19 protein-coding genes are annotated in these 25,202 nt (G+C 67.5%); 9 read left to right on the top strand and 10 right to left on the bottom strand.

Annotation, left to right across the window (positions count from 1 at the left end):
- Window positions 1–7: 7 nt before the first annotated feature.
- Complete coding sequence (locus tag I4484_RS06230) at window positions 8–1,516, bottom strand: hypothetical protein (RefSeq protein ID WP_197450119.1); 1,509 nt, start codon at window positions 1,514–1,516, stop codon at window positions 8–10.
- A gap of 125 nt (window positions 1,517–1,641) precedes the next feature.
- Window positions 1,642–3,978 carry a mechanosensitive ion channel family protein gene (locus I4484_RS06225; RefSeq protein ID WP_197450118.1) on the bottom strand — a complete coding sequence of 779 codons (2,337 nt, stop codon included), beginning with the start codon at window positions 3,976–3,978 and terminating at the stop codon, window positions 1,642–1,644.
- Window positions 3,979–4,107: 129 nt separating this feature from the next.
- Between I4484_RS06225 and I4484_RS06220 the strand changes: the two genes are divergently transcribed.
- On the top strand, window positions 4,108–5,127 hold the full coding sequence (locus I4484_RS06220; protein WP_197450117.1) for an amidoligase family protein: 1,020 nt from the start codon (window positions 4,108–4,110) through the stop codon (window positions 5,125–5,127).
- On the top strand, window positions 5,124–5,801 hold the full coding sequence (locus I4484_RS06215) for a gamma-glutamyl-gamma-aminobutyrate hydrolase family protein (protein WP_197450116.1): 678 nt from the start codon (window positions 5,124–5,126) through the stop codon (window positions 5,799–5,801). The genes I4484_RS06220 and I4484_RS06215 overlap by 4 nt, the downstream gene beginning before the upstream one ends.
- Window positions 5,802–5,853: 52 nt before the next feature.
- Here the strand turns inward: I4484_RS06215 and I4484_RS06210 are convergent, their stop codons facing one another.
- Window positions 5,854–6,285, bottom strand: a complete 432-nt coding sequence (locus tag I4484_RS06210) for an OsmC family protein (protein ID WP_197450115.1) — start codon at window positions 6,283–6,285, stop codon at window positions 5,854–5,856.
- A 147-nt stretch (window positions 6,286–6,432) separates the two neighbouring features.
- On the opposite strand from I4484_RS06210, the gene I4484_RS06205 reads away from it, so the two are divergent.
- The gene (locus I4484_RS06205; RefSeq protein WP_197450114.1) at window positions 6,433–7,320 is read left to right on the top strand and encodes an aldo/keto reductase; all 888 of its coding nucleotides are present in this window, start codon (window positions 6,433–6,435) and stop codon (window positions 7,318–7,320) included.
- Here I4484_RS06205 and I4484_RS06200 read toward each other — a convergent pair.
- Both I4484_RS06200 and nfi read right to left on the bottom strand, forming a co-directional pair.
- Window positions 7,317–7,880, bottom strand: coding sequence for a DUF1415 domain-containing protein (locus tag I4484_RS06200; RefSeq protein ID WP_197450113.1), 564 nt, complete (start codon window positions 7,878–7,880; stop codon window positions 7,317–7,319). The two genes, I4484_RS06205 and I4484_RS06200, sit on opposite strands and share 4 nt — an antisense overlap.
- A gap of 58 nt (window positions 7,881–7,938) precedes the next feature.
- Complete coding sequence (nfi, locus tag I4484_RS06195; protein WP_197450112.1) at window positions 7,939–8,640, bottom strand: deoxyribonuclease V; 702 nt, start codon at window positions 8,638–8,640, stop codon at window positions 7,939–7,941.
- Window positions 8,641–8,710: 70 nt separating this feature from the next.
- Between nfi and I4484_RS06190 the strand changes: the two genes are divergently transcribed.
- From I4484_RS06190 to I4484_RS06180, 3 genes are all read left to right on the top strand, one after another.
- Window positions 8,711–10,003, top strand: coding sequence for an exonuclease SbcCD subunit D C-terminal domain-containing protein (locus I4484_RS06190; RefSeq protein ID WP_197450111.1), 1,293 nt, complete (start codon window positions 8,711–8,713; stop codon window positions 10,001–10,003).
- A complete protein-coding gene (locus I4484_RS06185; protein ID WP_197450110.1) occupies window positions 10,000–13,302 on the top strand; it encodes an AAA family ATPase in 3,303 nt (1,100 codons plus the stop codon). Before I4484_RS06190 ends, I4484_RS06185 begins: the two co-directional genes overlap by 4 nt.
- An 85-nt stretch (window positions 13,303–13,387) precedes the next feature.
- Window positions 13,388–13,756: a YciI family protein gene (locus I4484_RS06180; RefSeq protein WP_197450109.1), complete on the top strand. Its 369-nt coding sequence runs from the start codon at window positions 13,388–13,390 to the stop codon at window positions 13,754–13,756.
- A gap of 171 nt (window positions 13,757–13,927) precedes the next feature.
- Here the strand turns inward: I4484_RS06180 and katG are convergent, their stop codons facing one another.
- On the bottom strand, window positions 13,928–16,153 hold the full coding sequence (katG, locus tag I4484_RS06175) for a catalase/peroxidase HPI (RefSeq protein ID WP_197450108.1): 2,226 nt from the start codon (window positions 16,151–16,153) through the stop codon (window positions 13,928–13,930).
- A 233-nt stretch (window positions 16,154–16,386) separates the two neighbouring features.
- Here katG and argE point away from each other — a divergent pair, with 233 nt between their 5' ends.
- Window positions 16,387–17,541, top strand: coding sequence for an acetylornithine deacetylase (gene argE, locus I4484_RS06170; RefSeq protein WP_197450107.1), 1,155 nt, complete (start codon window positions 16,387–16,389; stop codon window positions 17,539–17,541).
- On the opposite strand, the gene I4484_RS06165 is transcribed toward argE, so the two are convergent.
- A complete protein-coding gene (locus tag I4484_RS06165) occupies window positions 17,538–18,434 on the bottom strand; it encodes an SMP-30/gluconolactonase/LRE family protein (protein ID WP_197450106.1) in 897 nt (298 codons plus the stop codon). The genes argE and I4484_RS06165 overlap by 4 nt on opposite strands.
- Window positions 18,435–18,468: 34 nt before the next feature.
- The gene (locus I4484_RS06160; protein ID WP_197450105.1) at window positions 18,469–20,268 is read right to left on the bottom strand and encodes an IlvD/Edd family dehydratase; all 1,800 of its coding nucleotides are present in this window, start codon (window positions 20,266–20,268) and stop codon (window positions 18,469–18,471) included.
- Window positions 20,269–20,479: 211 nt separating this feature from the next.
- Between I4484_RS06160 and I4484_RS06155 the strand changes: the two genes are divergently transcribed.
- Both I4484_RS06155 and I4484_RS06150 read left to right on the top strand, forming a co-directional pair.
- On the top strand, window positions 20,480–21,631 hold the full coding sequence (locus I4484_RS06155; protein WP_197450104.1) for a fumarylacetoacetate hydrolase family protein: 1,152 nt from the start codon (window positions 20,480–20,482) through the stop codon (window positions 21,629–21,631).
- Between the two features lie 127 nt (window positions 21,632–21,758).
- A complete protein-coding gene (locus I4484_RS06150; protein ID WP_197450103.1) occupies window positions 21,759–22,523 on the top strand; it encodes a FadR/GntR family transcriptional regulator in 765 nt (254 codons plus the stop codon).
- A gap of 18 nt (window positions 22,524–22,541) precedes the next feature.
- Here I4484_RS06150 and I4484_RS06145 read toward each other — a convergent pair whose 3' ends face one another.
- Complete coding sequence (locus tag I4484_RS06145) at window positions 22,542–23,432, bottom strand: SMP-30/gluconolactonase/LRE family protein (RefSeq protein WP_197450102.1); 891 nt, start codon at window positions 23,430–23,432, stop codon at window positions 22,542–22,544.
- 23 nt (window positions 23,433–23,455) lie between these two features.
- Window positions 23,456–25,201, bottom strand: coding sequence for an IlvD/Edd family dehydratase (locus I4484_RS06140; RefSeq protein WP_197450101.1), 1,746 nt, complete (start codon window positions 25,199–25,201; stop codon window positions 23,456–23,458).
- Window position 25,202: the final 1 nt, after the last annotated feature.

The raw sequence follows: 25,202 nt of genomic DNA, 5'->3' as shown, positions 1-25,202 counted from the left end.
TATCGCGTTACACGGCATGAGGCTCACCCTGAGCATCGTCCTGCTCCCCGGGCTTGCCTCCCTCCTGGTGCACCTTGACCACGTCGACGACCCGCGAACGGCTCATGACGATCTTCCAGCGCTGCAGCAGGGGTTCGGCATTGGCGCCCTCCTCGCGTATCACCAGGTTGAGCAGGTGTCGCTTCTCCACCGACTCCCGGGTGACCTGGCCATCCTTGAGGCGATAGACGCGGTGGCTGCCCTTGTCCATCAGCCGGGTCAGCTGCGACAGGTCGAGCGAGACGGTCTCGCGGGTCTTCTCGTAACCGCTGAGAAAGCGCGTCGGCGACATGCGCGAGCTGGAACGGTAGTGCAGCACCACCTCCTCGCGCTGAGCCACGTTGCGCATGCGCACCCGCTGGATCTGCTCGTCGAGCTTGCCGAAACGCTTGTAGTCGAACCACTCGAGCTGGCGCCCCACCAGCTCGTTGCTGGTCGCATCGAAGTATTGGCGCCGCCACTTGGGGCGTCCCTTGCGCAACCAGCGCCACAGGGTGTTGCGCAGGTCGTCCTTGAACACCTCGCGCATGGCGTACAGTACCGCCATGGCCAGCACGAACAGGGCAGTGACGTTGCCCACGGTGTCGCGGGCCTGCAGCAGCCCCAGCGAGACGAAGATCATCACCACGCCGGTGGCCAACCCCTTGACCGCCTTCTGCTCCGCGCCGCCCAGCTCCTGGCTCTGCTGCTTGAGGGTGACCGGGTACTCGATGAGCCGCCGCAGCAGGCGCATCTTGTTGGACATGCGCGTGGGGTCGCGCACGACGCGGCTGGCGTTGTATTCGGCCAGCTCGCGGTGAGCGGCCTCGGCCTGGCCGATCTCCAGCAGGCGCTCGCGAATGGTGCGGTAGTCGCGCCCTCGCGGCAAGTGGGCGACCAGCGCCAGCAGGCGCTGCTCGGTGAACCACGACAGGTAGTTGTCGATATTGGCGTAGTACTTGTGCAGGCTCTCCTCGCTCGGCTGGTTGCGGCGCAGGCGCCGCAGGATGCCCTGGGCCAGTTCGCACAGCTCCTCGAGGCGCTCCTGCAAGCCGGCCGCCACGATGCGTTCCTGCGTCTCGCCGCCGCCGGCGCCATTCGTCTCGCCACCCGGCGCCTCGCCTCGCTCGGCCGTTTCGGCATGGCGCTCGGCCTGCTGTACGCGCCTGGCGGTATCCAGCAGCGACTGCGTCGCCCGCTCGAGGGCCACCACATACTGATAGGCATAAAGGCTCAGGCTCAGGCGGTACTGCTCGCTGCTCAGCCGGCCGCGGCTGGCCAGGCGGCTGAGCACCAGCGGCAGGTGGTGCTTGTCGCTGTAATAGGTCCGCTTGACGTGGATCGCACTGTAGTAGAACGCATCCTCGGAGATGACATGTTCGTTGAGACCGAGCTCTCCAGGTACGAACAGGAAGAGATCCAGCCGATGCGAGGTCTCCTCCTGCAGCACGCGGGAGACCTTGAGATGGAAGCTATCCTTGCGTTCGACGGTAATCACGTCGGCGCAGCTCCTTGTACCGGAGGCCATTGACGGACCAAGTAATTTTCATAGTACGGGCAATGCCGCCCTGCTTTCCATCTCGGACCGGCTTCGGGCAACGACACGCGCCTTCGCGCCGCTGTTCACGAGGAGTCCGGCGAGGCTCGCTGCGGGTTGGTCGCGCCTTCGGGATCGGCGATGCCGGCTTCCCCCGGTGCTCGCCCCTTGGCATCGCGTGGGGGCGCCGTATCGCCGCCTTCCGGTTCCCCGTTTGCCATGGCATCGCCAGGCTGGCCCTCCATGCTCACGCTCAGGCGCGGCATGCCGAGGTCCAAGCCCTGCTGTTCCATGCGCTGTTTGAGCAGCAGGTTGAAGGCACGCGCCACGTCCCATTGCATGACCGGCGCGGTGCGAAAACGCATGCGCAGCACGGCGGCGCCTTCGTCGAAACGGTCGACGCCCTGCATCTCCAGCGGCGACCAGATGTAATGTCGCATCATCGGATCCTGGCGCAGCTCTTGCGCGGTCTCCTGCATCAGGGAGATGGCATCGTCGATCTTCATGGTGTGCGGTATGCGGATGCGCATCAGCGCGATACCGAAGTGCCGCGACATGTTGTGGATCGACTGGATGGCGCTGAAGGTAATGATGTGCAGGATGCCGTCCAGGTCGCGCAGGCGCACCGTGCGCAGGGTCAGCCCCTCGACCGTACCCATGTGACCGTTGATCTGGACGAAGTCGTCCACCGCCAGCGAATCCTCGACGATGATGAAGATACCGGTGATCAGGTCCTGCACCAGGGTCTGGGCGCCGAAGCCCACGGCCAGACCGATGACGCCGGCACCGGCCAGCAGCGGCGTGACGTTGACCCCCAGGTTGGCCAACCCGACGATGGCGGCGATCAGCACGATGGTGGCGAATATCACGTTGCGGATCATCGGCGTGATGGTCTGGGCGCGGGCCTGGTTGACGCGCCGTCCCCGCGAACGGGCGGAAGAGACCAGCGCACGCTGGATGGCGGTATCGGCGAAGATCCACGCCAGCCAGGCCAGCAGCACGGTGAAGCCCAGCGCCAGCAGGGCCTGGCCGATACGCACCCCGGCCACGCCCTCGCGGCCCAGGCCGAACAGCGAGCCGCCCCACACCTGCAGCGACAGCTCGGCAAAGACGATCCACGCCACCATATGAGAGAGCGCATAGCCGACGCGCTCGAGGCGGCGACGGTACTCGCTGATGCGGCGGCGCCGGCTGCGTCGCTCGCTGTGGCGCTGGATCAGGCCGGTGACCACCAGGGTCGACACCAGCAGCGCCGCCGAGATGATCGAGCGCGCCAATGCGGTCCCCACATCCCCCACGGTGACGAAGATCGCCAGCAACGAGACCACGACGATCAGCAACGCCGGCACGTGCCAGAGCTCGCCGACGACGCGCGCCAGTTCGATGGCGGTGCCACCTTCGCGGCGCACGCGCCAGGAACGGTTACGGATCAAGTGCTTGATCGGACGCTTGAACTTGAAGATGAAACGGATGCTGAGCAGCGCTGCCAGCATGTTGGCGAACACCGAGCCCAGCGCCGCCGGTTCCTCTCCCACGATCAAGGAGAGCCGCTCTGCATTGAGCGCATCGCCGAGCGCAATCAGCGCGCCGATCACGAACAGCAGGCGCAGACCCCGCTGCTGCAGGATCACGACCGCGGGGAAGCGATGCCCGCGAGTGAACACCGACACCACGCACTCCACGACCACCGACAGGGTACGACCGCACAGCGCCAGGTAGGTGAAGATGAGGGCCAGGGTGCGCCCCGGGCTGGGAGGCAGTACCTGGACCAACCCCATGGTCAGGACGAAGGCGAGCGCCCAGGGCAGCATGCGGCGCAGGAAGTGCAGCGCCAGCAGCCAGCCGCGCGGCTCCCGCGGCAGGTCGAGCGGCAAGCCCTGACGCACGAACAGCAGCCTGCCCAGGGCAACCAGAATGACCAGCGCGCCGGCCCAGATGCCCAGCAGCACCGCACTGTGGACGGCGAAGCGCGCGATCTCGCCGGTGCCGGTCTCCACCACCAGCTCGCTGAGCCCCGCCCAGCCCTGCTCCAGTTGGCGCCGCCAGTCGTCGAGCGGCGACTCGCCGGCCTCGGCCTGGTCGCCCAGCTCGCTGAAGGTCTCGGCCAAGGCGCCGAGCAGCCCCTGGCGCTGAATGGAATCCTCGGCGCTGCCGCCCTCGTGGACCTGGCGAATCTCGCGCAGCTCGTCGAGCAGGGCGCCACGGCGCTCGTCATCCTCCAGCGTGGTGATCACGTCATCGAGCGATTGCTGAAACGTCTCGGCGTCGTGGGGAGTCTCCTGGGTCTGCTCCTCCTGCCCCAGCCCGCCGAGCGAGAGTTGGGCGTTCGCGGGGACCGCCCAGGCCAGCAGCAGCAGCAGCCCGATGCGAATCGCCACTCGCCAGTACGCGGCGCCACTGCGCGGGGGAAAAGCTCCTGGCATCGATCGACACTCCCTCGTTCCGTTTGTCATGTGCCTGGGACAACAGCCGGCCAGCGGTGCTCCCTGCGGTCTTGTCGCCGCACTGTGCTAGGCTGGCGTTCAGACTCTCGAGTCGCACAGGATGCCTTCATGCTGCCGCAATCACCACCCGAGCCTCTGAATGTCCAGGGTAGGACCCGACGGGTTGGCGCCGAAATCGAGTTTGCCGGGCTCCCCCCTCAACAGACCGGTGAGCTGGTACGCAACCTGTTCGGTGGCGAACTGAAGCTGGTCAGCCCCCATCGGCTGCGAGTCGAAGCCACCCGCTGGGGAGACTTCGTCATCGAGCTCGACACCCAGTATGCCCACCCCGATGCCAGGCTGCTGGAGGCATTGCCGCGCCATGACACCGAATGGGAGCGCCAACGCCACCAGATGCGGCTGGACTTTCACAACAAGACCCGCGAACTGATCGGCGACGTCGTGACCGGCCTGGTGCCGACCGAGATCGTCTGCCCACCGGTGCCCTGGAACGAGCTCGCCGAGCTCGACGCGCTGTTCGCGGCTCTTCACGCCCATGGCGCCAAGGGCACCGATGCCAGCCTGCTGTATGGCTTCGGCCTGCACCTCAACCCCGAGGCCGCCAGCCTGGAACCCGAGGCCATCCTTCGACATTTCCGCGCCTTCCTGCTCATGGCGGCCTGGTTGCGCAAGGAGATCGACATCGACATCACGCGGGAAGTACTGCCGCACGCCAACCCCTTCCCCAAGCACTATGCGCTCAAGGTGCTCGACCCCGACTACGCCCCCGATCTCGATACGCTGATCGCCGATTACATCAGCTTCAACCCCACGCGTAACCGCGAACTGGATCTCTACCCGCTGTTCGCCCACCTGTGCCCCGACTACCCGGACGAGCTGTTCCGCAACAACCTGATCAAGCCACGCCCCACGTACCATTACCGCTTGCCCAATGCCCAGCTGTCCCAGCGCGGCTGGGGCGCCGTGGTGGAGTGGAATCGCTGGGTGGCGGTGGAGCGACTCGCCGCCGATCGCAAGGAACTCGACGGACGCGCCAGCCGCTACGTCAATCTGCACACGCAGTCGCTCATGACCCGCATGGTGGGCAGGCTGCGGAACTGGATCAAGGAGGTCCGCTCGCCCTCATGACGCGCCCGCTCATCGGTATCACCACGTCGGATGACAAGAGTCGCATCGCCTGGTGGTTCGACTGGTTCGCCGTGTGGCGACACGGCGGCCGGCCGCTTCGCCTCTCCCCTTCCCGACCGCTGCCCGAGGCGCTCGACGGTCTGATCATCGGCGGTGGCGATGACATCCAGGCCCACCTCTACGGCGGCGAGGTGCAGCTCGACGTACGCCTCGACCCCCAGCGCGACGAACTCGAACTCGAGCTGATGGAACGCTTCATCCCGCAGGGCAAGCCTGTCCTGGGGATCTGCCGCGGCGCCCAGATGCTCAACGTCCACCTCGGCGGCACCCTGGACCCCGACATCTATACCACTCACGAAGGGCTCAAGCGTCGGCGCACCGTTCTGCCGCGCAAGACGGTGGACATCGCGCCCGATACCCAGCTGCGACGCATCCTCAAGGTGAGCTGGTGCCGCATCAACAGCCTGCACCATCAGGCGGTGCAGGAAGCCGGGCGCGGCATCGACATCGTTGCCCGCGACCGCGATGGCCTGGTCCAGGGCATCGAATCGCGCGAGCACGAGTTCCTGATCGGCGTGCAATGGCACCCGGAGTGGCTGCTCTTCAACCGCCCCCAGCAACGTCTGGTTCGCTCCCTGGTCGAGGCGGCGCGCCAGGCCATGCCCGCGATCTAGGCGCCCGAAACCAGTGCGGCCACCCGAGGGTGGCCGCGCAACGCTGGGGGATTTAGTTTTCCAACGCGGCGTCCAGGGTGATCTCGGCCTTGAACAGCTTGGAGACCGGGCACCCTTCCTTGGCCTTTTCGGCCGCGCCGTGGAAGGCATCGGCATCGGTACCGGGGCTGCGTACCCGGGTGGTGAGATGGATCCTGGTGATGCTGAAGCCGCCGGCGTCCTGCTCGAGGGTCACGGCCGCCTCGGTGGCGATACGCTCGGGGGTCAGGCCGGCCTCGCCCATGATCATCGACAGCGCCATGGAGTAGCAGCTGGCGTGCGCCGCGCCGATCAGTTCCTCGGGATTGGAGCCGGGCTCGCCCTCGAAGCGCTTGCCGAAACTGTAGGGCGCATCCTTGATCGTGCCACTCTCGGTCGAGACCTGACCCTTGCCTTCTTTCAGGCTACCCTCCCAGACAGCGCTACCGGTTTTCTTGATGCTCATGTGGGTCGACTCCTTGTAGAGAACTGGCCATAGGATTGAAGAGCAACGCCGTTGCGCGCTGCCCTCCCTCACCATAGCGCATGGCCTTGTCTTCGCCATCCCCCTTGACGCAACATTATGGAAACTTTTTCCACAAAGGCCGCCATCATGTCTCGACAATCTCCTCATGTCACCCTGACCGCCACCGTCAGTGAGGCCGCCATCCGCCTGCCGGCCATCGGCCAGGGCACCTGGTACATGGGCGAGGGCCTGGCGCCTCGTCGCGACGAGGTGCGGGCCCTGCAGCACGGCCTGGAGCTGGGCCTGACGTTGATCGACACCGCTGAGATGTATGCCGACGGCGGCGCCGAGGAGGTGGTCGGCGAGGCGCTCGCCGGCCGCCGCGACCAGGCCTTTTTGGTCTCCAAGGTCTATCCGTGGAACGCCGGTCGCGACAGTGCCATCGCCGCCTGCGAGCGCAGCCTGACGCGGCTCGGCACCGACCGCCTCGACCTCTACCTGCTCCATTGGCCCGGTGATATTCCGCTCGAGGAGACCCTGGAGGCGTTCGAGCGGCTGCGCGAGCAGGGCAAGATTCGCCGCTTCGGCGTCTCCAATTTCGACGCGGACGAAATCGAGACGCTGCACGCCCTGCCCGGCGGCAGCGACTGCGCCGTCAACCAGGTGCTCTACCATCTGGGCTCGCGCGGCACCGAGTACGCCCTGCGCCCCTTGATGCGGCGCCTCGGCATGCCGCTGATGGCCTACTGCCCGCTGGCGCAGGCCGGCAAGCTGCGCCAGGATCTGTTCGGCCACCCGGTGGTGAGAGAAGTAGCCGACGGGCTCGGCGTCACCCCCGCTCAACTGCTGCTGGCCTGGACGATCCGCCCCGTGGAGGGCGAGCGCGACGTCATCGCCATTCCCAAGGCGGTCCAGCCGCAGCACGTCGAACAGAATGCCGGGGCGCTGACGGTTGAACTCGATGACGCTACCTTGGCCCGGCTCGACGAAGCCTTTCCGGCGCCGGATCGCAAGGAGCCGCTGGATATCGTCTAGCGCTTGTCGACCCTGGCTTGCAGCGCCGCCAGCGCGGCGGCCAGGCGTTCACTGCCGAGCCGGCGCATCGCCTCGATGTTGCGCTCGGGAATCGCCTCGGGGTCGGGATAGTGGGCCAGGGCGCGCTCCAGGCCCGCTTCGCGCAGCAGGTGCAGCATGGGCCAGGGCGAGCGATTGGTGAAGTTGGCCGGATCGTCCTCCGCCGCGCCTTCGAAGCAGTAGTCGGGATGAAAGCTGGCAAGCTGATAGACCCCCTCGTAGCCTTGCTCGACCAGCAGCCCCTCGGCCACGGCGAGGAAGTCGAGATAGTCGTCGAAATCCTCGAGCCCCGGGCGCAAGATCATCAGCGTGGTCTCGATCCCGGGCGTGGCGTCGAGCCGGCGGCACTCCTCGATCATCGCCTCCAGCGCTGGCTCCCACCCGTTCGCCGCTACCTCGACGAAACAGATGGAATCGCTTACGAACTCCCGCCGGGCAAAGGGGCAAACGTTATGGGCGATGACGAAGCCTTCCACCCAGGCACGGGTGGCGGCGCAGGCGGGCGTCAGGGAGTCAGGCATTGGCAGGCTCGGGTGATGGTGGAGAGCCAGTATACCCGAGCCGATGCCGGGCGCGGCTTCAATCCGCCGGTCGTGGCAAGGGTCCCCGCCGGGAGGCCAGCCGATCGGCCAGCCGGGTCGGCTCCGGCAGCTTGGTTCGGCCCAGGCATTTCACCACCCAGTCGAGCGAGGTCTCGAGGCTGATGCGATGCCCCAGCGAGACGAACAGCGGCTTGACGCCCACCCGCGTGCGCAGCACCGCGCCGATGGTCTCGCCGCGATGGCGCAGCGGTGTCGACTCGCCGCGCGCCTCGGGTACTTCGTCATGTACGCCGCACAGGCGCGACTTGGCCACGCCGATGGTCGGCAGGTCGAGCCACAGCCCCAGGTGGGAGGCGACGCCGAGACGCCGCGGATGGGCGATGCCCTGGCCGTCGACCATCACCAGTTCGGGGCGTGTCACAAGCTGGCCGAAGGCTTCCAGCGCCGCCGGAATCTCGCGGAAGGAGAGCAGCCCGGGAATGTAGGGCATGCGGGTCGGCTCGCGGTGCACCACTTGTTCCACGATCTCCAGCCCGGCAAGCGGGTCGCCGGGCCAGGCCAGCACCACCACCGCCGCCCGGGTGATCTCGCCGCCCTGCTCGAAGCCGATGTCGACGCCGGCGATATGGCGCACCGGCCCCAGCCGATCCTCGCGCTCGATGCGACCGGCCATGCGCTTCTGCAGCGCGATGGCCTCCTCGGGGCTCAGATTCCAGTCGTGAAGCGTCTCTGCGGGCATCCCTGTCCTCCTGTTTCCTCCCTGGGTCTCGCGTAGACTATCGCCTCAGGCCAAAGCCGCAAGGGATACGATGAAAATCCTCCATACCGCCGACTGGCACCTGGGCCAGACTTTCCACGGCCAGGAGCGCCACGCCGAACATCGCGCCTTCCTCGACTGGCTGCTCGAGACCCTCGTCGAACGCGAGGCCGACGCGCTGCTCGTCGCCGGTGACGTCTTCGATGTGGTCAACCCGTCGCTGCAGGCGCAGGCGCTGCTCTACGACTTCATCGCTGCCGCCCACGAGCGCCTGCCGATGCTGGATATCGTGCTGATCGCCGGCAACCATGACAGCGGCAACCGCATCGAGCTGCCGGCGCCGCTGATGCGCCGCCTGCGCACCCATGCCCTGGGCCGGGTGAGCTGGCTCGACGATGGCGCGCTCGATACCGAGCGCCTGCTGGTTCCGCTCACCGATGCCGCCGGCGAAACCTGCGCCTGGTGCCTGGCACTGCCCTTCCTGCGCCCCGCCGAGGTCACCGGTCACGGCCTGGCCCGTGCCGACGTCAGCGAAGGCGAGCCGCACAACGATGCGCCACGCAACGACTACGTCGCCGGTATCTCCCGCGTCCACGAGCAGCTGATCGCGGCCGCCCGCGAGCGTCGCCTACCCGGCCAGGCGCTGGTGGCCATGAGCCACGCCCACCTGTACGGTGCCGCCGTTTCCGAGGCCAGCGAGCGACCCATCGTCATTGGCGGCGAGGAGTCGATCTCCGCCGGCCTCTTTCCCGCCGACATCGCCTATGTGGCCCTGGGCCACCTGCACCGTGCCCAGCAGGTCGGCGAGGCGCGCATCCGCTACAGCGGCAGCCCCCTGCCACTCGACTTCAGCGAGGTAACTTATCCCCATCAGGTGGTGGAGGCGGTGCTTCAGGGCGAAACCCTCGCCGCCACGGAAGCGATCCCCGTGCCGCGCCCGGTGGCCATGCATCGTGTCGGCCCCAATGAACTCGATGCCGTGCTGGCCGAACTCGAGGCACTGCCCGACGACCCGACCCTGCCGCGCGAGCGCTGGCCCTGGTTGGAAGTGCGTGTCGCACTCAACGCCCCGATGCCCGACCTGCGCGCCCGGGTCGAAGCCGTGCTGGAGGGCAAGGCGCTGCGCCTGCTGCGCCTGGAACGCCGCCTGCCCCAGCACGAGGGCGGGCCGGCGGCGGAGCGGGTCGACCTGGAACAGCTGGGGCCACGCAAGTTGTTCGAACGAACCTGGCAAGCGCATTGGGGCGAGGCCCCCGAGGCCGAGGTCATGGCCGACTTCGACCGGCTGCTGCAGGACGTGCTCGACGGCAAAACGGAAGACGCAGGCACGGAGGGCCGCCCATGAAGATCCTCGCCCTGCGCCTGGCCAATCTGGCCTCCCTGCCCGGCCCGCTGGAACTCGACTTCACCATGCCGCCGCTCGATGCCGCCGGCCTGTTCGCCATCACCGGTCCCACCGGGGCCGGCAAGAGCACCCTGCTCGACGCCCTGTGCCTGGCGCTCTACGGCAACACCCCGCGGCTGCGCCAGGCGCCGGTACGCGACGCCCCGCTACCCGACGTGGAGGGCGACACGGTGAGCACCGCCGACCCGCGCACTCTGCTGCGCCGGGGTACCGCCAGTGGCCATGCCGAGGTCGACTTCCTCGGCCGCGACGGGCGCCGCTACCGTGCCCGCTGGGCCGTTCGCCGCGCCCGGGACAAGGCCGGCGGACGCCTGCAGACCGCGGAGCAGTCGCTGCGCGATCTCGACGACGATCGCCTGCTCACCGCCCAGAAACGCGAGTTCGACCGCCTGCTGCCGGAGCGCCTGGGCCTCACCTTCGACCAGTTCACCCGCGCCGTGCTGCTGGCCCAGAGCGAATTCGCCGCCTTCCTCAAGGCCGACGACAACGAGCGCAGCGACCTGCTGGAGCGCCTGACCGGCACCGCCGAGTATTCGCGGATCTCCATGGCCGCCTATCGCCGTGCCAGCGAAGCGAAGAAGCGCGTCGATGCCCTTCAGGCCCGGCTCGCCGACGACCTGCCCGCCGAGCCCGAAGCCCGCGCCGAGCTCGAGCAGGCCGCCAAACAAGCCGAGACCGAACTGGCCACCCTGCAGCGACAGAACCAAAGCCTGGAAGCACGCCAGCAGTGGCATGTCAGCGACGACCGGCTGCGCCAGGCTTACGCCGAAGGGCTACGGCAGCAGCGCGATACCGAAGCGCGCTGGCACTCGCTTGCCGACGCTCGAGCCGACCGAGAATGCCGCCGCCTGCTCGCGCCTCAGCGCCACCGCCTGCTGCGTCAGGTCGCACTGCCTCACGAGATCGCTGCACTGGAGGACACCCACCGCCAGACCCTCAAGGCCCTCGAACAGGCCAAGGCCGCCCAAGGGGCTGCCGAACAGGCGCGGGACCAGGCTGCACGACAATTGGAGGTCGCCACTCAGGCACGCCAGCAAGCCGAACCCGCCCTGCGCCAGGCCCGGGAACAGACCCAGTCACTCGTCACTCTGGACCAACAGCTGGACGAACTCGAGACGCAGCATCGCGATTGCCGACAACAGACCGAGCGATTGGCCGAGCAGCGCAGGGAAGCCGACGCCAGGCAGCTCGAACACAAGCGCAAACGCGACGAGTGGCAGGCTGCGCTGCGCCAATTGATGGGCAGCCATGAACGACTCGACGCGGCACGCCAGGCAGCCCAGCAGGCTCACGACCGAGCCGCTCGGCGAAGCCTGGCGCTGAGCGAGCTGGAAGGGCGATGGCAGGAGGCCTGCCGCGCCGAGCAGGCCCGGCAGCAGCTGGCCAAGCAGACCAGCGACGACGAAGCGCGCCAGGCCGAACTGGTCACCCAAGGCAAGGCCGCCCGGGAACGGCTCGACGAGCGGGAACGTCACTACACCACGCTGCGCGACTTCGTCGAACGCAGCCGCGCCGCCCGCAGCGAGAGCGTGGCACGCCTGCGTGAAACACTCCATGAAGGCGAGCCCTGCCCGGTCTGCGGCGGGCTGGACCACCCCTTCCGCCATCAGCCCCCAGCCACGCCCGAGGCAGCGCAGCTCGCCGCCCAACAGGCGCAGGAAGAGCAGCAGCTGACCGAGGCCAGGCAGGCCTTCGAGCAGGCCCAGTTGGCACGCAACGAACTTGAGGGCGAATACCGCGCCGTCCTGGCAGCGCTGGCCCGCTGTCGCCAGGAACTGCAGCAGGCCAATAGTCGCCTGGCTCAGGCACAGCAAGCCCTGATCGAGCACCCGCTCCACGCCGAACTCAATGCCATCGACGCCGCCGAACGCAACGCCTGGCTGGCATACCAGCGCCGGGAGTGCGATGGCGAGCGTGAGCATGGCGAACGCACGCTCCAGGCGCTGACCCGCGCCGAGGCCGAGCTGGTCCCGCTCGAGGATGCCCTGCGCCAGGGCGAGCTCGCCCTCGCCCAGCTCGAGGCCAGGCGGGCCGCGCTCGAAGCGGAGCTGAACAAGCAAGCACAACGGCTGCCTCCCTTGCGCCGCCAGCGCAGCGAGGTGGCCGCTACCCTCCAAGCCCTGCTCGGTGAACAGCCTTCCGTCGATGCCTGGCAGCAGCAGCTGGAGGCGCGCCAGGAGTCGGCCCGTCAGCAGCGCGAACAGGCCATCGAGCGCTGCCATGGTGCCGAGCGGGAACAGGCGCGGCTCTCCCAGCAGGCCATCCACGAGGCCCAGCGCATCGAGCAGCTCGTCCAGGAAGGCGCCTCGCTGGAGCGGGAGCTGGCCGACTGGCGCCAGGCCCATCCACAGCTGGACGATGCCACGCTGGCCCGGCTGCTGGCACAGCCCGAGGCGGAAGCCGAGCGCGAGGAGCGTGAACTGAATGAGGCCGACGAGGCATGCCAGCGCACCGAGGCAAGCCTTGGCGAGCGGCGCCGCGCCCTGCTCGAGCATCGCCACGGGCAGGCGCTGGCCAATGACGACAGCGACGATGCGCTACTGGGTGAAGAGGTCGAAGCGGAGATCGCCAATCGCCGGGAGGCACTCGTCGCCGAACGGCAGGCCCTGGCGCCTAAGGTGGAACACGCCCAGCAGGCGCGTGACGACGCGGTTCATGCCCTGCGCGACGACGACCGCCGCCGCGCGCGCCAGCAGGAGGGCCAGGCCGAGCTGGAAACGGCCCGCACCGAGCATGCGCGCTGGGCGCGTATCAGCGAGCTGATCGGCTCCGCCGACGGCAAGACCTTCCGTCGTATCGCTCAGGCCTACAATCTCGACCAGCTGCTGGAGCACGCCAACGCTCACCTCGGCGGCCTCAGCCGACGCTACCGGCTGACCCGCGGCGGCAGCGAACTCGGCATGCTGGTGGTGGACCACGACATGGGCGACGAGCGCCGCTCGGTGCACTCGCTCTCGGGCGGCGAGACCTTCCTCGTCTCGCTGGCGCTGGCCCTGGGGCTCGCCTCCATGGCTTCGGGCGAGCTCACCATCGAATCGCTGTTCATCGACGAAGGCTTCGGCAGCCTCGACCCGCAGTCACTGGCACTGGCCATGGAAGCTCTCGACGGCCTGCAGGCCCTCGGCCGCCGCGTCGGCGTGATCTCCCACGTTCAGGAAATGCACGAGCGCATTCCGGTACAGATCCAGGTGGAACCGCTGGGCAATGGCACGAGCCGGGCCAGGTTGGTTAGCCTTTGACGTCCGCGCCCTTCACGGCCCATTGCGCCGGCCCATCCCGTGCGCCATCTTCTACCGGACAGCATTCCCAACATGAGGGTCTCTCATGAAGTATCTCTGTCTCGCCTATGAGGAAGAGCGAATATTCAGCGAAATGACGGAGGCCCAGTGGCATGAGCTACTACAGGAAACCCTGGAGTATGTGGCCGACCTGCAGAGACAAGGCAAGCTGGTCCTGACCAACGCCCTGCAGAGCGCCACCAAGGCTCACACCCTGAGAATTCGTGATGACGAACTCATCATGACCGATGGGCCCTTTGCCGAGACCAAGGAGCAGCTAGGCGGCTTCTTCCTGATCGAGGTCGCGTCACAAGAGGAAGCCTTGGAGATTGCTGCCGGCTGGCCGTCAGCGCGACTTGGCACCATCGAGGTGAGGCCCGTCGAGGAGGAATTGAGACCCGAAAGCCGCTACTGAGCGGGTTATCCAGAGGACGTGTCGAAAAAAACGGATTTTTTAAACATGTTTGAGAGACATGTTTATCACATCGACATGTTGGCATGACGTGTCGAAAAAATGCGTTTCGTCAACGAATAAGAACGCCCCGTTGCCGGGGCGCCACTGTCTCATTACGGTGCGTTTCCTGGCTCACGCCAGGTCGAAGCGGTCCACGTTCATTACCTTGTTCCAGGCGGCAACGAAGTCCTGAACGAACTTCTCCCTAGCGTCGTCCTGGGCATAGACCTCGGCGATGGCGCGCAGCTGTGAGTTGGAGCCGAACACCAGGTCGACCCGGGTGCCGGTCCACTTCAGCTCGCCACTCTTGCGGTCGCGTCCCTCGAACACGTCGGCCTCCGCCGTGGCCGGCTGCCACCGGGTGCCCATGTCGACCAGGTTGACGAAGAAGTCGTTGGTCAGGGTGCCGGGGCGATCGGTAAACACGCCGTGGCGCGAGTGGCCGTAGTTGGCCTCGAGCACGCGCAGGCCACCCACCAGCACGGTCATCTCCGGCGCGCTGAGCCCCAGCAGTTGGGCCTTGTCGATCAGCATTTCCTCGTCGGAGACGGTGAAGCGAGCGCGGCGGTAGTTGCGGAAGCCGTCGGCCTCGGGGCGCAGCCACTCGAAGGAGTCGACGTCGGTCTGCTCGGCGCTGGCGTCGGTGCGGCCCGGCGTGAACGGTACTTCGATGGCATGGCCGGCGTCCCTGGCCGCCTTCTCGATGGCGGCGGCACCGCCGAGTACGATCAGGTCGGCCAGCGACACCCGCTTGCTGCCGGACTGAGTGGCATTGAAGTCGCCCTGGATGTTCTCTAGTGTCCTGAGTACCTTGGCCAACTGCTCGGGCTGGTTGGCTTCCCAATCCTTCTGCGGCGCCAGGCGAATACGCGCGCCGTTGGCCCCGCCGCGCATATCGGAGCCACGGAAGGTGGAGGCGGACGACCAGGCGGTGTAGACCAGCTCGGCGACGCTCAGCCCGGAACCGAGAATCTTGCTCTTGAGGCTGGCGATGTCCCGGGCATCGATCAGCTCATGGTCCACGGCGGGCACCGGGTCCTGCCAGATCAGCTCTTCGGCCGGGACTTCCGGGCCGAGGTAGCGTGCCTTCGGGCCCATGTCGCGGTGGGTCAGCTTGAACCAGGCGCGGGCGAAGGCGTCGGCAAACTCGTCCGGATTGTTGTGGAAGTGCTCGGCGATCCTGCGATACGCCGGGTCCTCGCGCATGGCCATGTCGGCGGTGGACATCATGATGCCCACACGCTTCGAGGCATCCTCGGCATCCGGCGCCATGTCCTTCTCGGCCAGGTTCTTGGGCACCCACTGCTTGGCACCCGCCGGGCTGGTGGTGAGCTCCCACTCGTAGCCGAACAGCACGTCGAAGTAGCTCATGTCCCACTTCGTTGGCGTCGGGGTCCAGGCGCCCTCGAGGCCGCTGGTGATGGTGTCGCGGCCCTTGCCGCTCTTGTAGCGGCTCTTCCATCCGAAGCCCATCTCCTCCATGGGCGCCGCCTCCGGCTCAGGCCCCACGTTGACCGGATCGCCGGCGCCATGGGTCTTGCCGAAGGTGTGGCCGCCAGCGGTCAGGGCCACTGTTTCGTAGTCGTTCATCGCCATGCGGGCGAAGGTGTCGCGAATGTCACGTGCGGATGCCAGCGGATCCGGGTTGCCGTCGGGGCCTTCCGGGTTGACGTAGATGAGGCCCATCTGCACCGCGGCCAGCGGGTTCTCCAGCTCGCGCTCGCCGCTGTAGCGGCTCTTGGCATGGCCGCTGTCGGCCAGCCACTCGTCCTCGGCGCCCCAGTAGATGTCCTCTTCCGGCTGGTAGACGTCCTCACGCCCTCCAGCGAAGCCGAAGGTCTTGAAGCCCATGGATTCCAGGGCGACGTTGCCCGCCAGGATGTAGAGATCGGCCCAGGAGAGCTTGTTGCCGTACTTGCGCTTGATCGGCCACAGCAGGCGGCGCGCCTTGTCGAGGTTGCCGTTGTCGGGCCAGCTGTTGAGCGGCGCGAAGCGCTGAGTGCCGGTGCCCGCCCCGCCGCGGCCGTCGCCCACCCGGTAGCTGCCGGCGCTGTGCCAGGCCATGCGGATGAACAGCGGACCGTAGTGGCCATAGTCGGCCGGCCACCACTCCTGGGAGTCGGTCATCAGCGCCTCGAGGTCTTGCTTGACGGCGGGAAGATCGAGGGACTTGAACGCCTCGGCGTAGTCGAACGCCTCGCCCAGCGGGTTGGACTTGGGCGCATGCTGGTGAAGAATGTTCAGATTGAGCTGGTTGGGCCACCAGTCGTGTGTGGCGTTGCCCTTGTCCCCATGTCTTGTGCGTGACCCGTGCATGACGGGGCACTTGCCTGCGCTGCTGTCGACTTTCTGATCCATGACGCTCTCCCTTTGTGACGTGTTGTCGTGAAAATGTGGCTGTAGTGTGAGAACAGGTATATCAGCGGAACCGAAAGAGAGAGACTTGATTTTCCACACCGCAGCAATAGCCATTTTCAATAACACCGCCATATTCGATTGAGCCAGCCTTTCGTCATGCCAAGCCGAAGACGACCATCCGTTGCGAGCTGCAGGCGTGTTAGGCTTCAGGCAATGCCCCGAAGGAGAGAATCATGACTGCCGCCGAGATGCTCGAACGCCTGGTAGGCTTTGCCACCGTGTCGCGCGATTCCAACCTCGAACTGATCGCCTTCGTCGAGGGCTACCTCGACGAGCAGGGGGTCGAGCATTGGCGGGTGGAGAGCGACGACGGCAAGAAGGCCAACCTGCTGGCACGCATCGGCCCGGCGGTGGAAGGCGGCGTGGTGCTCTCGGGACACACCGACGTGGTGCCGGTCGACGGCCAACCCTGGTCCACCGACCCGTTCACCCTGGTCGACAAGGGCGACGGCAAGCTCTACGGGCGCGGCACCTGCGACATGAAGGGCTTCATCGCCTGCGCCCTGGCTGAGTTGCCGAAATGGGTGAACCTGGAACTCAGTGCACCGCTCTACCTGGCCCTCTCCTACGACGAGGAGGTGGGCTGCATCGGCGCACCGCGCATGATCGAAAGATTGATGGCCGACCACCCCCGCCCGGCGGCGGTGATCGTCGGCGAGCCGACCCTGATGCAGCCGGTGGTGGCCCACAAGGGCGCCACCAACCTGCGTACCACCGTGACCGGCCGCGCCTCGCACTCCAGCCAGATCGACCAGGGCGTGTCGGCGATCCACGTTGCCGCACGGCTGGTGACCAGAATCGAGGACGTGATGAGCGAGCTGCGCGCCGAAGGGCGTGTCGACGAGGCCTTCAACGTCGCCCACTCCAGCCTGCACGTGGGCAAGATCGCCGGCGGCACCGCGATCAACATCATGGCCCGCGAGTGCACCTTCGAATGGGAGATCCGCCACCTCCCCGGCGACCGCGTCGAGGAACTGCTCGGCAGGGTGAACGACTACGCCGCCGAACTCGAGGCCGAGATGCAGCAGCGTGCGCCCGAGACGAGCATCGTCACCGAAGCGCTCAACATCACCGTGCCGGCGCTGGCCGACGACAACAATGCCGAGGTGCTCGGCCTGTGCCGCGAGCTGCTCGGCGAGCAGCCTAGCGGCGCGGTGGCCTACGCCACCGAGGCCGGTCAGTTCCAGCGCGTGGGGCTACCCACCGTGATCTGCGGCCCCGGCAGCATTCGCCAGGCCCACCAGCCCGACGAATACATCGAGCTCGAGCAGCTCGCGGCGGGCAGCCGCTTCATGCAGGCGCTGGGGCAACGGCTGGCCAGCCGTTAACTGCCGAAGCCGGGCTCGGCAAGCCCCGCCACGCCAGTCCGCATCTGCAGCAGGCTACCGGCCAGCGGCCAGCGCGCCTTGCCCTCTGCATCCAGGTGCTGGGTCGCGGTAGTGATATAAAGGGTGCGCAGGTCGGGCCCGCCGAAGGCGACCATGGTCGGGTGCGGACAAGGCACCTCATGCTCCGCCACCAGTTCGCCCTCGGGCGAGAAGCGCACGATGCGACCGCCGTCGTAGAGCGCACTCCAGTAGCAACCTTCGCTGTCCACCGCCGCGCCATCGGGCACGCCGGGCAGCCCCAGCGTCTCCAGGTCGACCCAGGTCTCTCCCTCCCCCAGCGTGCCGCTGTCGAGGTCGAAGGGGTAGCGCAGGATGCGCCGGCTCGGCGAGTCGGTGTGGTAGAGCCAGCGCCGGTCGGGGCTGAAGGCGAGGCCGTTGGAGATGCGGACATTCGGCAAGCGCCGGGTGAGTTCGCCGCGGTCGAGACAGTAGAGCGCCGCGCTGGGGCTCGTCTCGTCGCTGGCGATGGTGCCCACCCATAGCCGGCCGGCGGCGTCGCAGCGGCCGTCGTTGAAGCGATTACCCTGCCCCGCCTGCTGCGCTTTCTTCCACTCAGGGTTGGCCACCAGCCGCTCGGGCTCGCCGCTCTCGGGCAGGCGCAGGATGCCCGACGCGGCGGCAGCCACCAGCCCGGAATCGGCAAGCGCCACGCAGCCCACCTTCTCGCCCAGCTCGATGCGTGCCGGAGCACCGCCCTCCTGCGGACGCCAGGTGTAGACATGACCGTTGTTGATATCGGCCCAGTAGAGCGTCTGGCGCTCCACCGACCATACCGGGCTCTCGCCCAGGCTCATGTCGAGCTTAACCGCCACTTCGATACTGCCCTCTGGCATATGACCTCCCTTGCCTGTCACGTCTTCCATCGCCTCAATGATTGTCGCGCGGCGGACTCTGGCGTGCCACGTCGCGGTACTTGGGCGCCAACTTGAGCACCATGCCCTGGTCGTGCTGGTCGACCAGGGTGCGCTGGATTTCCTGCCATGGCGTCTGATGAGCGGGATAGCGGTAACCGCCCTGCTTTTCCAAGTGTTCACGTCGCGCCTGTATCTCGGCATCATCGATCAGCAGGCGCACTTCGCCGCGATTCAGGTCGACGCGCAGGCGGTCGCCATCCTCGAGCAGCGCCAGGCCACCGCCGGTGGCTGCCTCGGGCGCGGCGTTGAGGATCGAGGGCGAGCCGGAGGTGCCCGACTGCCGCCCGTCGCCCAGGCACGGCAGCGATTCGATGCCGCGCTTGATCAGCGCCTCGGGCGGCTGCATGTTGACCACCTCGGCGCCGCCGGGATGCCCCACCGGCCCGGCACCGCGCATCACCAGGATGGTGTGTTCGTCGATGCCGAGAGCCGGGTCGTCGATACGCGCGTGGTAGTCCTCCGAGCCGTCGAACACCACCACCTTGCCCTCGAAGGCGTTGGGATCATCGGGGTTGGAGAGGAAGCGCGCACGAAAGTCGGCGGAAATCACACTGGTCTTCATCAGCGCCGAGTCGAACAGGTTCCCCTTGAGATTGAGGAAGCCGGCCTGCTCGACCAGCGGGTTGTCGTAGCGGCGGATCACCTCGGGATCCTGGGTCTCGCAGCCCGCCACATTGTCGGCCAGCGTGCGGCCGTTGACGGTGAGCGCCTCCCCATGCAGCTTGCCGGCGCCGAGCAGCTCGTTGACCACCGCCGGCACGCCGCCGGCGCGATGGAACTCCTCGGAGAGATAGGCCCCGGCAGGCATCACGTTGGCCAGCAGCGGGATGGCATGGCCCAGCGCCTGCCAGTCGTCGTTGGTCAGCTCGACGCCCGAGTGTCGGGCGATGGCGTTGATATGGATCGGCGCGTTGGAGGAGCCGCCCAGCGCCGAGCACACCACGATGGCGTTCTCGAACGCCTCGCGGGTTAGGATGTCGCTGGGGCGCAGGTCCTGCCACACCATGTCGACGATGCGCGTGCCGGTGTCGTAGGCCACGATCGAGCGCTCCTTGTAGGGCGCCGGGATCATCGCCGACCCGGGCAGGCTCATGCCCAGCGCCTCGGCCATGGAGTTCATGGTCGAGGCGGTGCCCATGGTGTTGCAGTGCCCCACCGATGGGGCCGAATCGGTGGCCCGGGCGAGGAACTCGGCATAGTCGATGTCGCCCGCCGCCAGCCGCTTGCGCAGCTCCCAGATGATGGTACCGGAGCCGACCCGGTCCGGCCCGCGCCAGCCGTTGAGCATCGGCCCGCCGGAAAGCACGATGGCGGGAATGTTGACCGTGGCGGCGGCCATCAGGCTCGCCGGGGTGGTCTTGTCGCAGCCGGTGGTGAGCACCACCCCGTCGAGCGGATAGCCGTGCAGCACCTCGACCAGGCCCAGGTAGGCCAGGTTGCGGTCGAGCGCGGCAGTGGGCCGCCGCGCGTTCTCGTGAATCGGGTGCAGCGGGAACTCGAACGGCACCCCGCCGGCGGCACGAATGCCGTCCTTGACCCGCTTGACCAGCTCGATGTGGTGGCGGTTGCACGGCGTCAGGTCGGAGCCCGACTGGCAGATGCCGATGATCGGCTTGCCGCTGGCGAGCTCCTCCAGGGTGATGCCGTAGTTCATGTAGCGCTCGATGCACAGCGCCGTGGTGCCCGGCGATTCGGGATTGTCGAACCACCAGCGCGAGCGCAGCTGGTCGGGCGTGATCTTGCGGTCGGTCATGTCGCGTTCCTCGTGCGAGTCGGCGGCCCTGTCTCGGCCGGATGGTTCTGCGTCGTCGGCTTTCCCATATCACGTTAGGGTTGAGTCATACACGTCTACCATCATAACGTCATCCCGTACTATCGCCCGGGCCTGTCAGGCATGCGCCAACGCTGGCTCACGAAGGACGGGTGTGTCACGGTTGATCGATGGCAAACGCGAGGCATGAGACGTGAACGACAACAAGTCAGTGACTTATCTACCCCAAGACGTGGAACAGGCCCTGCTGGTGGGCCGCGTATGGCGTGACGACGGCCCGGCCCTGGTCGTGGTGCGCCGAGGTGAGGTGATCGACATCTCCGCCCAGTGCGACTGCATGGCCGACCTGCTCGACCGCGACGATGCCGCTGAGTTCGTGCGGCGTGCCGAAGGCGAGTCGCTGGGCCCTGTCGCCACCCTGCTGCAGAACTCCCTGGCCGAACCGCAGCAAGCGCCCTACCTGCTCGCCCCCTGCGACGTGCAGGCGATCAAGGCCTGCGGCGTGACCTTCGCCGTGAGCCTGCTGGAGCGGGTGATCGAGGAGCAGGCCGGCGGCGATGCCGCCAAGGCCAGCCAGCTGCGCAGCGAGCTCAACGAGATGATCGGCCAGGACCTGTCGCGCATCGCCCCGGGCTCCGACGAGGCCATGGCACTCAAGGCGGCGCTGCAGGCGCGCGGTGCCTGGTCCCAGTACATGGAGGTGGGCCTCGGCCCCGACGCCGAGGTGTTCACCAAGGCGCAGCCGCTCTCCTCGGTGGGCTTCGGTGCCCGGGTCGGCCTGCATCCGGCCTCCGAGTGGAACAACCCCGAGCCGGAAATCGTGCTGGCGGTGGATGCCCGGGGCGAACCCATGGGCGCCACGCTGGGCAACGACGTCAACCTGCGCGACATCGAGGGCCGCAGCGCCCTGCTGTTGGGCAAGGCCAAGGACAACAATGCCTCCTGCGCCATCGGTCCGTTCATCCGCCTGTTCGACGAGCGCTTCACGCTGGATAGCGTGCGCCAGGCCCACGTGACGCTGCGCATCGAGGGCGAGGACGACGGCTTCCTGCTCGAAGGCGAGAGCGACATGCGCGAGATCAGCCGCGACCCGCTCGACCTGGTGCGCCAGACCGTCGGCGCCCACCACCAGTACCCGGACGGCTTCATGCTGTTCCTCGGCACCATGTTCTCGCCGACCCAGGACCGCGACGGCGAGGGCCAGGGCTTCACCCATCACATCGGCGACAGCGTCACCATCGCCACGCCGGCGCTGGGCGCGCTGGTCAACCGCGTCGACCGCTCCGACAAGCTGCCGCCGTGGACCTTCGGTATACGCCAGTGGATGGCCCACCGTCATCGCTAGGCGGCGCTCCTCAAGAGGCTGCGCAACGACAGGGCGACACTCCCGCCCTGTCGTTGCGACCTAGGCCGCATTGCCTATATGTTGAACATATGGCACTTTGCGTGGCAAATCATCGACATGAGCTGCCATGACCGCCAACCCGCCCAAGCGCAACGCCAAGCCTGCCCGCCCCAGCGTGGTGGAATACCTCGCCGAAGCCATCTTTTCCGGGCGCTACCAGCCCGGCGACTTCGTTCCCAAGGAGATCGATCTCTGCGAGCAGTTCGCCATCAACCGCTCAGCGGTGAGGAGCGACCTGCGCCAGTTGGTCGACGTCGGCATCATCGCGCGAATCTCGGGCCACGGCTCCAAGGTGCGCGACTACGAGGCGTGGAACATTCTCGATCCTTCGGTGACCGAGTGGATGACCCGCTACGCCTCGCCCAACCCGCGCATCCAGCGCGAGATCCTGGCCTTCCGGCTCGACGTCGAACCCTACGTGGCGATGACGGCGGCGCGGCGAGCCAAGGCCGTCGACCTGGTGGCCATCGAGGAAGCGCTGGAGGGCATGAGCCGCCATCTCCATGCCGAAACCAAAGAGGAGCGGCAGCGCTACAGCGACCACGACGTCGCCTTCCACGTGGCCATCTTCAAGGCCAGCCACAACATCGTCTGGGCGCAGCTCTCGCACATCCTGCGCCCCTCGATCCATTTGCTGGTGGAGACCTCCAACGACAGCACCGCCGACCCCGTGGCCAGCTTCGAGCGCCATCGCCGGGTGATGGAGGCGATTCGCACCCGTCAGCCCCGCGAGGCCTTCCTGGCCGCCCGGGACGTGCTTCAGGGAACGGCCGACGCGCTAGGCATCGAGCCGGGCGACGGCACGCTGGGCAGCTGGCTCGACCCCGCCTAGGCACTGCTCGAAAAATGGCTAGGGGATAAACATTGACGAGGCCAGGCCCCGGACTCCTGGATCAACACGGAACAGGCCGCCTGCCAGCGCTTCCTGGTCGCGGCCGTCGGCGGCGGTGGTGATGTAGAGCTGGTTCAGCTCGGGTCCGCCGAAGGTGCAGGAGGTGACTCGCGAGGCGGGCAGGAGCAGGGTCTCGTCCAGCGTGCCGTCGGGCAGGAAACGGCTGACGCGCCCGCCGCCCCAGTGGGCGACCCACAGGCCGCCCTCGGCGTCGCAGGTCATGCCGTCCGGATAGCCCTGGGTACCGTGGAAGCGCAGGTGCTCGCGCCTGCCGGACAGCTCGCCGTCCGGCGAAAGGTCGAAGGCGTAGACGATGCCGGCTGCCGTATCGCTGTGGTAGAGCGTCCTGCCGTCGGGGCTCACGGCGGGCCCGTTGGCCACACCATAGCCATGGTCGACCCGGCGCAGGCCCGCGCCATCGAGGCAGTAGAGGGAGCCCCGTCCGGGCTCGCCACTCTTGCTCGCGTCCTCCTTCATCGAGCCGAACCAGAGCCGCCCCCGGGCGTCCACCGCCGCGTCGTTGAAGCGATTGCCCGCCGGCTCGTCGGGGGTGGCCCAGTCACCGACGATACGCGCCCCGCTCTCGTCGAGACGCAGGTGCACCAGCCGCGAGGCGAACCCGGCGATGAAGCCGTCGCCGTCGGCCCGCGGCACCAGCCAGCAGCACGCCTCCTCGAGCGGCCAGCCGCGTGTCGTGCCACTGGCGACGTCGTGCGCATGCAGGGAGCGCCGGATGATGTCGACGAACAGCAGTTGACCGGCTTCGCCCCGCCCGGGGCACCATAGCGGCCCTTCGCCCAGTTGCGCCCTGCCCCGCCATACGCATTGCACCACCGCCCCTTCGACCATGCTTCGCGCTCCTGCCAGCCGGCTCAATGGGAATGCCTTGGCACTTCGGCCCCGCGCGAGCCGCGCAGGAAGTCGAAGTCGCAGCCCTCGTCGGCCTGCAGCACCCGCTCGATATAGAGCTGGCGATAACCGCCGTCGCTGGCGATCCGGCGCGACTCGGCGGTAGGGTCGCGCTGGGCCAGGCGCGCCTCGAGTTCGGCATCGTCGATCTCCAGGTGCAGCGTGCCGGCATCGCAGTCGAGCGCGATCCAGTCACCGTCGCGCACCGCAGCGAGCGGCCCGCCGGCGGCGGATTCGGGGGCCACGTGCAGCACCACGGTGCCGTAGGCGGTGCCGCTCATGCGCGCGTCGGAGATGCGCACCATGTCGGTCACACCCTGTTCGAGCAGCTTCGCCGGCAGGCCCATGTTGCCGACCTCGGCCATGCCGTGATAGCCGCGCGGCCCACAGTTCTTCATTACCAGCACGCTGCTGGCATCGACCTCCAGCTCGGGGTCGTTGATGCGCGCCTTGTAGTCGTCGAAATCCTCGAACACCACCGCCCGGCCGCGATGGGTCATCAGCTCGGGGCTCGCCGCCGAGGGCTTGAGCACCGCCCCGCGCGGGGCCAGGTTGCCGCGCAGCACGCACATGCCGCCATCCTCGCGCAGGGGCTTGTCCAGCGGGCGGATGACCTCGTCGCTGTAGAGCGGGGCGTCCTTGACGTTGTCCCACAATGTCCGACCGTTGACCGTCAGCGCCTTCTTGTGTGGCAGGCGGTCGGCCTCGCCCAGCCGGCGCAGCACCGCGGGCAGCCCGCCGGCGTAGTAGAACTCCTCCATCAGGAAGCGCCCCGAGGGCTGCAGGTCGACGATGGTCGGCGTGCCGCGGCCGACGCGGCTCCAGTCGTCGAGGTCGAGCTCGACGCCGATGCGTCCGGCGATCGCCTTGAGGTGGATCACGGCGTTGGTCGAGCCGCCGATGGCGGCATTGGTGCGAATGGCGTTTTCGAAGGCCTGCCTGGTGAGGACCTTCGACAGCCGCAGGTCTTCATGGACCATCTCGACGATGCGATTGCCGGAGAGGTGCGCCAGCACGTAGCGCCGCGAATCCACCGCGGGGATCGCCGCGTTGTGCGGCAACGAGGTACCCAGGGATTCCGCCATGCAGGCCATGGTCGAGGCCGTACCCATGGTGTTGCAGGTGCCCGCCGAGCGCGACATGCCGGCCTCGGCGGCCATGAACTCGTGAATCGAGATCTTGCCCGCCTTGACCTGCTCGGAGAGCTGCCAGACCACGGTGCCCGAACCGATATCCTTGCCCTCGTGCTTGCCGTTGAGCATCGGCCCGCCGCTGACCACGATGGTAGGGATGTCGCAGCTCGCCGCCCCCATCAACAGCGCCGGCGTGGTCTTGTCGCAGCCCACCAGCAGCACCACCGCATCCAGCGGGTTGCCGCGGATCGACTCCTCCACGTCCATGCTGGCCAGGTTGCGGGTGAACATCGCCGTGGGCCGCAGCAGCGACTCGCCATTGGAAAACACCGGGAACTCCACCGGGTAGCCGCCCGCTTCCAGCACCCCCTTCTTGACGTGCTCGGCCAGCTTGCGGAAATGCGCATTGCAGGGCGTGAGCTCCGACCAGGTGTTGCAGATGCCGATGATCGGCTTGCCCTCGAACTCGTGGTCCGGAATGCCCTGGTTCTTCATCCAGCTGCGGTACATGAAGCCGTTCTTGTCGGCGGTGCCGAACCACTGGGCGCTGCGCAAGGGACGCTTGCGGTCGGTCATA

The sequence above is a fragment of the Halomonas sp. SS10-MC5 genome, assembly GCF_015992245.1.
In the GTDB taxonomy this organism is placed as follows: Bacteria; Pseudomonadota; Gammaproteobacteria; order Pseudomonadales; family Halomonadaceae; genus Halomonas; species Halomonas sulfidoxydans.
The sequence above is the reverse complement of the archived record's forward strand: the minus strand, read 5'-3'. Positions and strand labels throughout refer to the sequence as shown.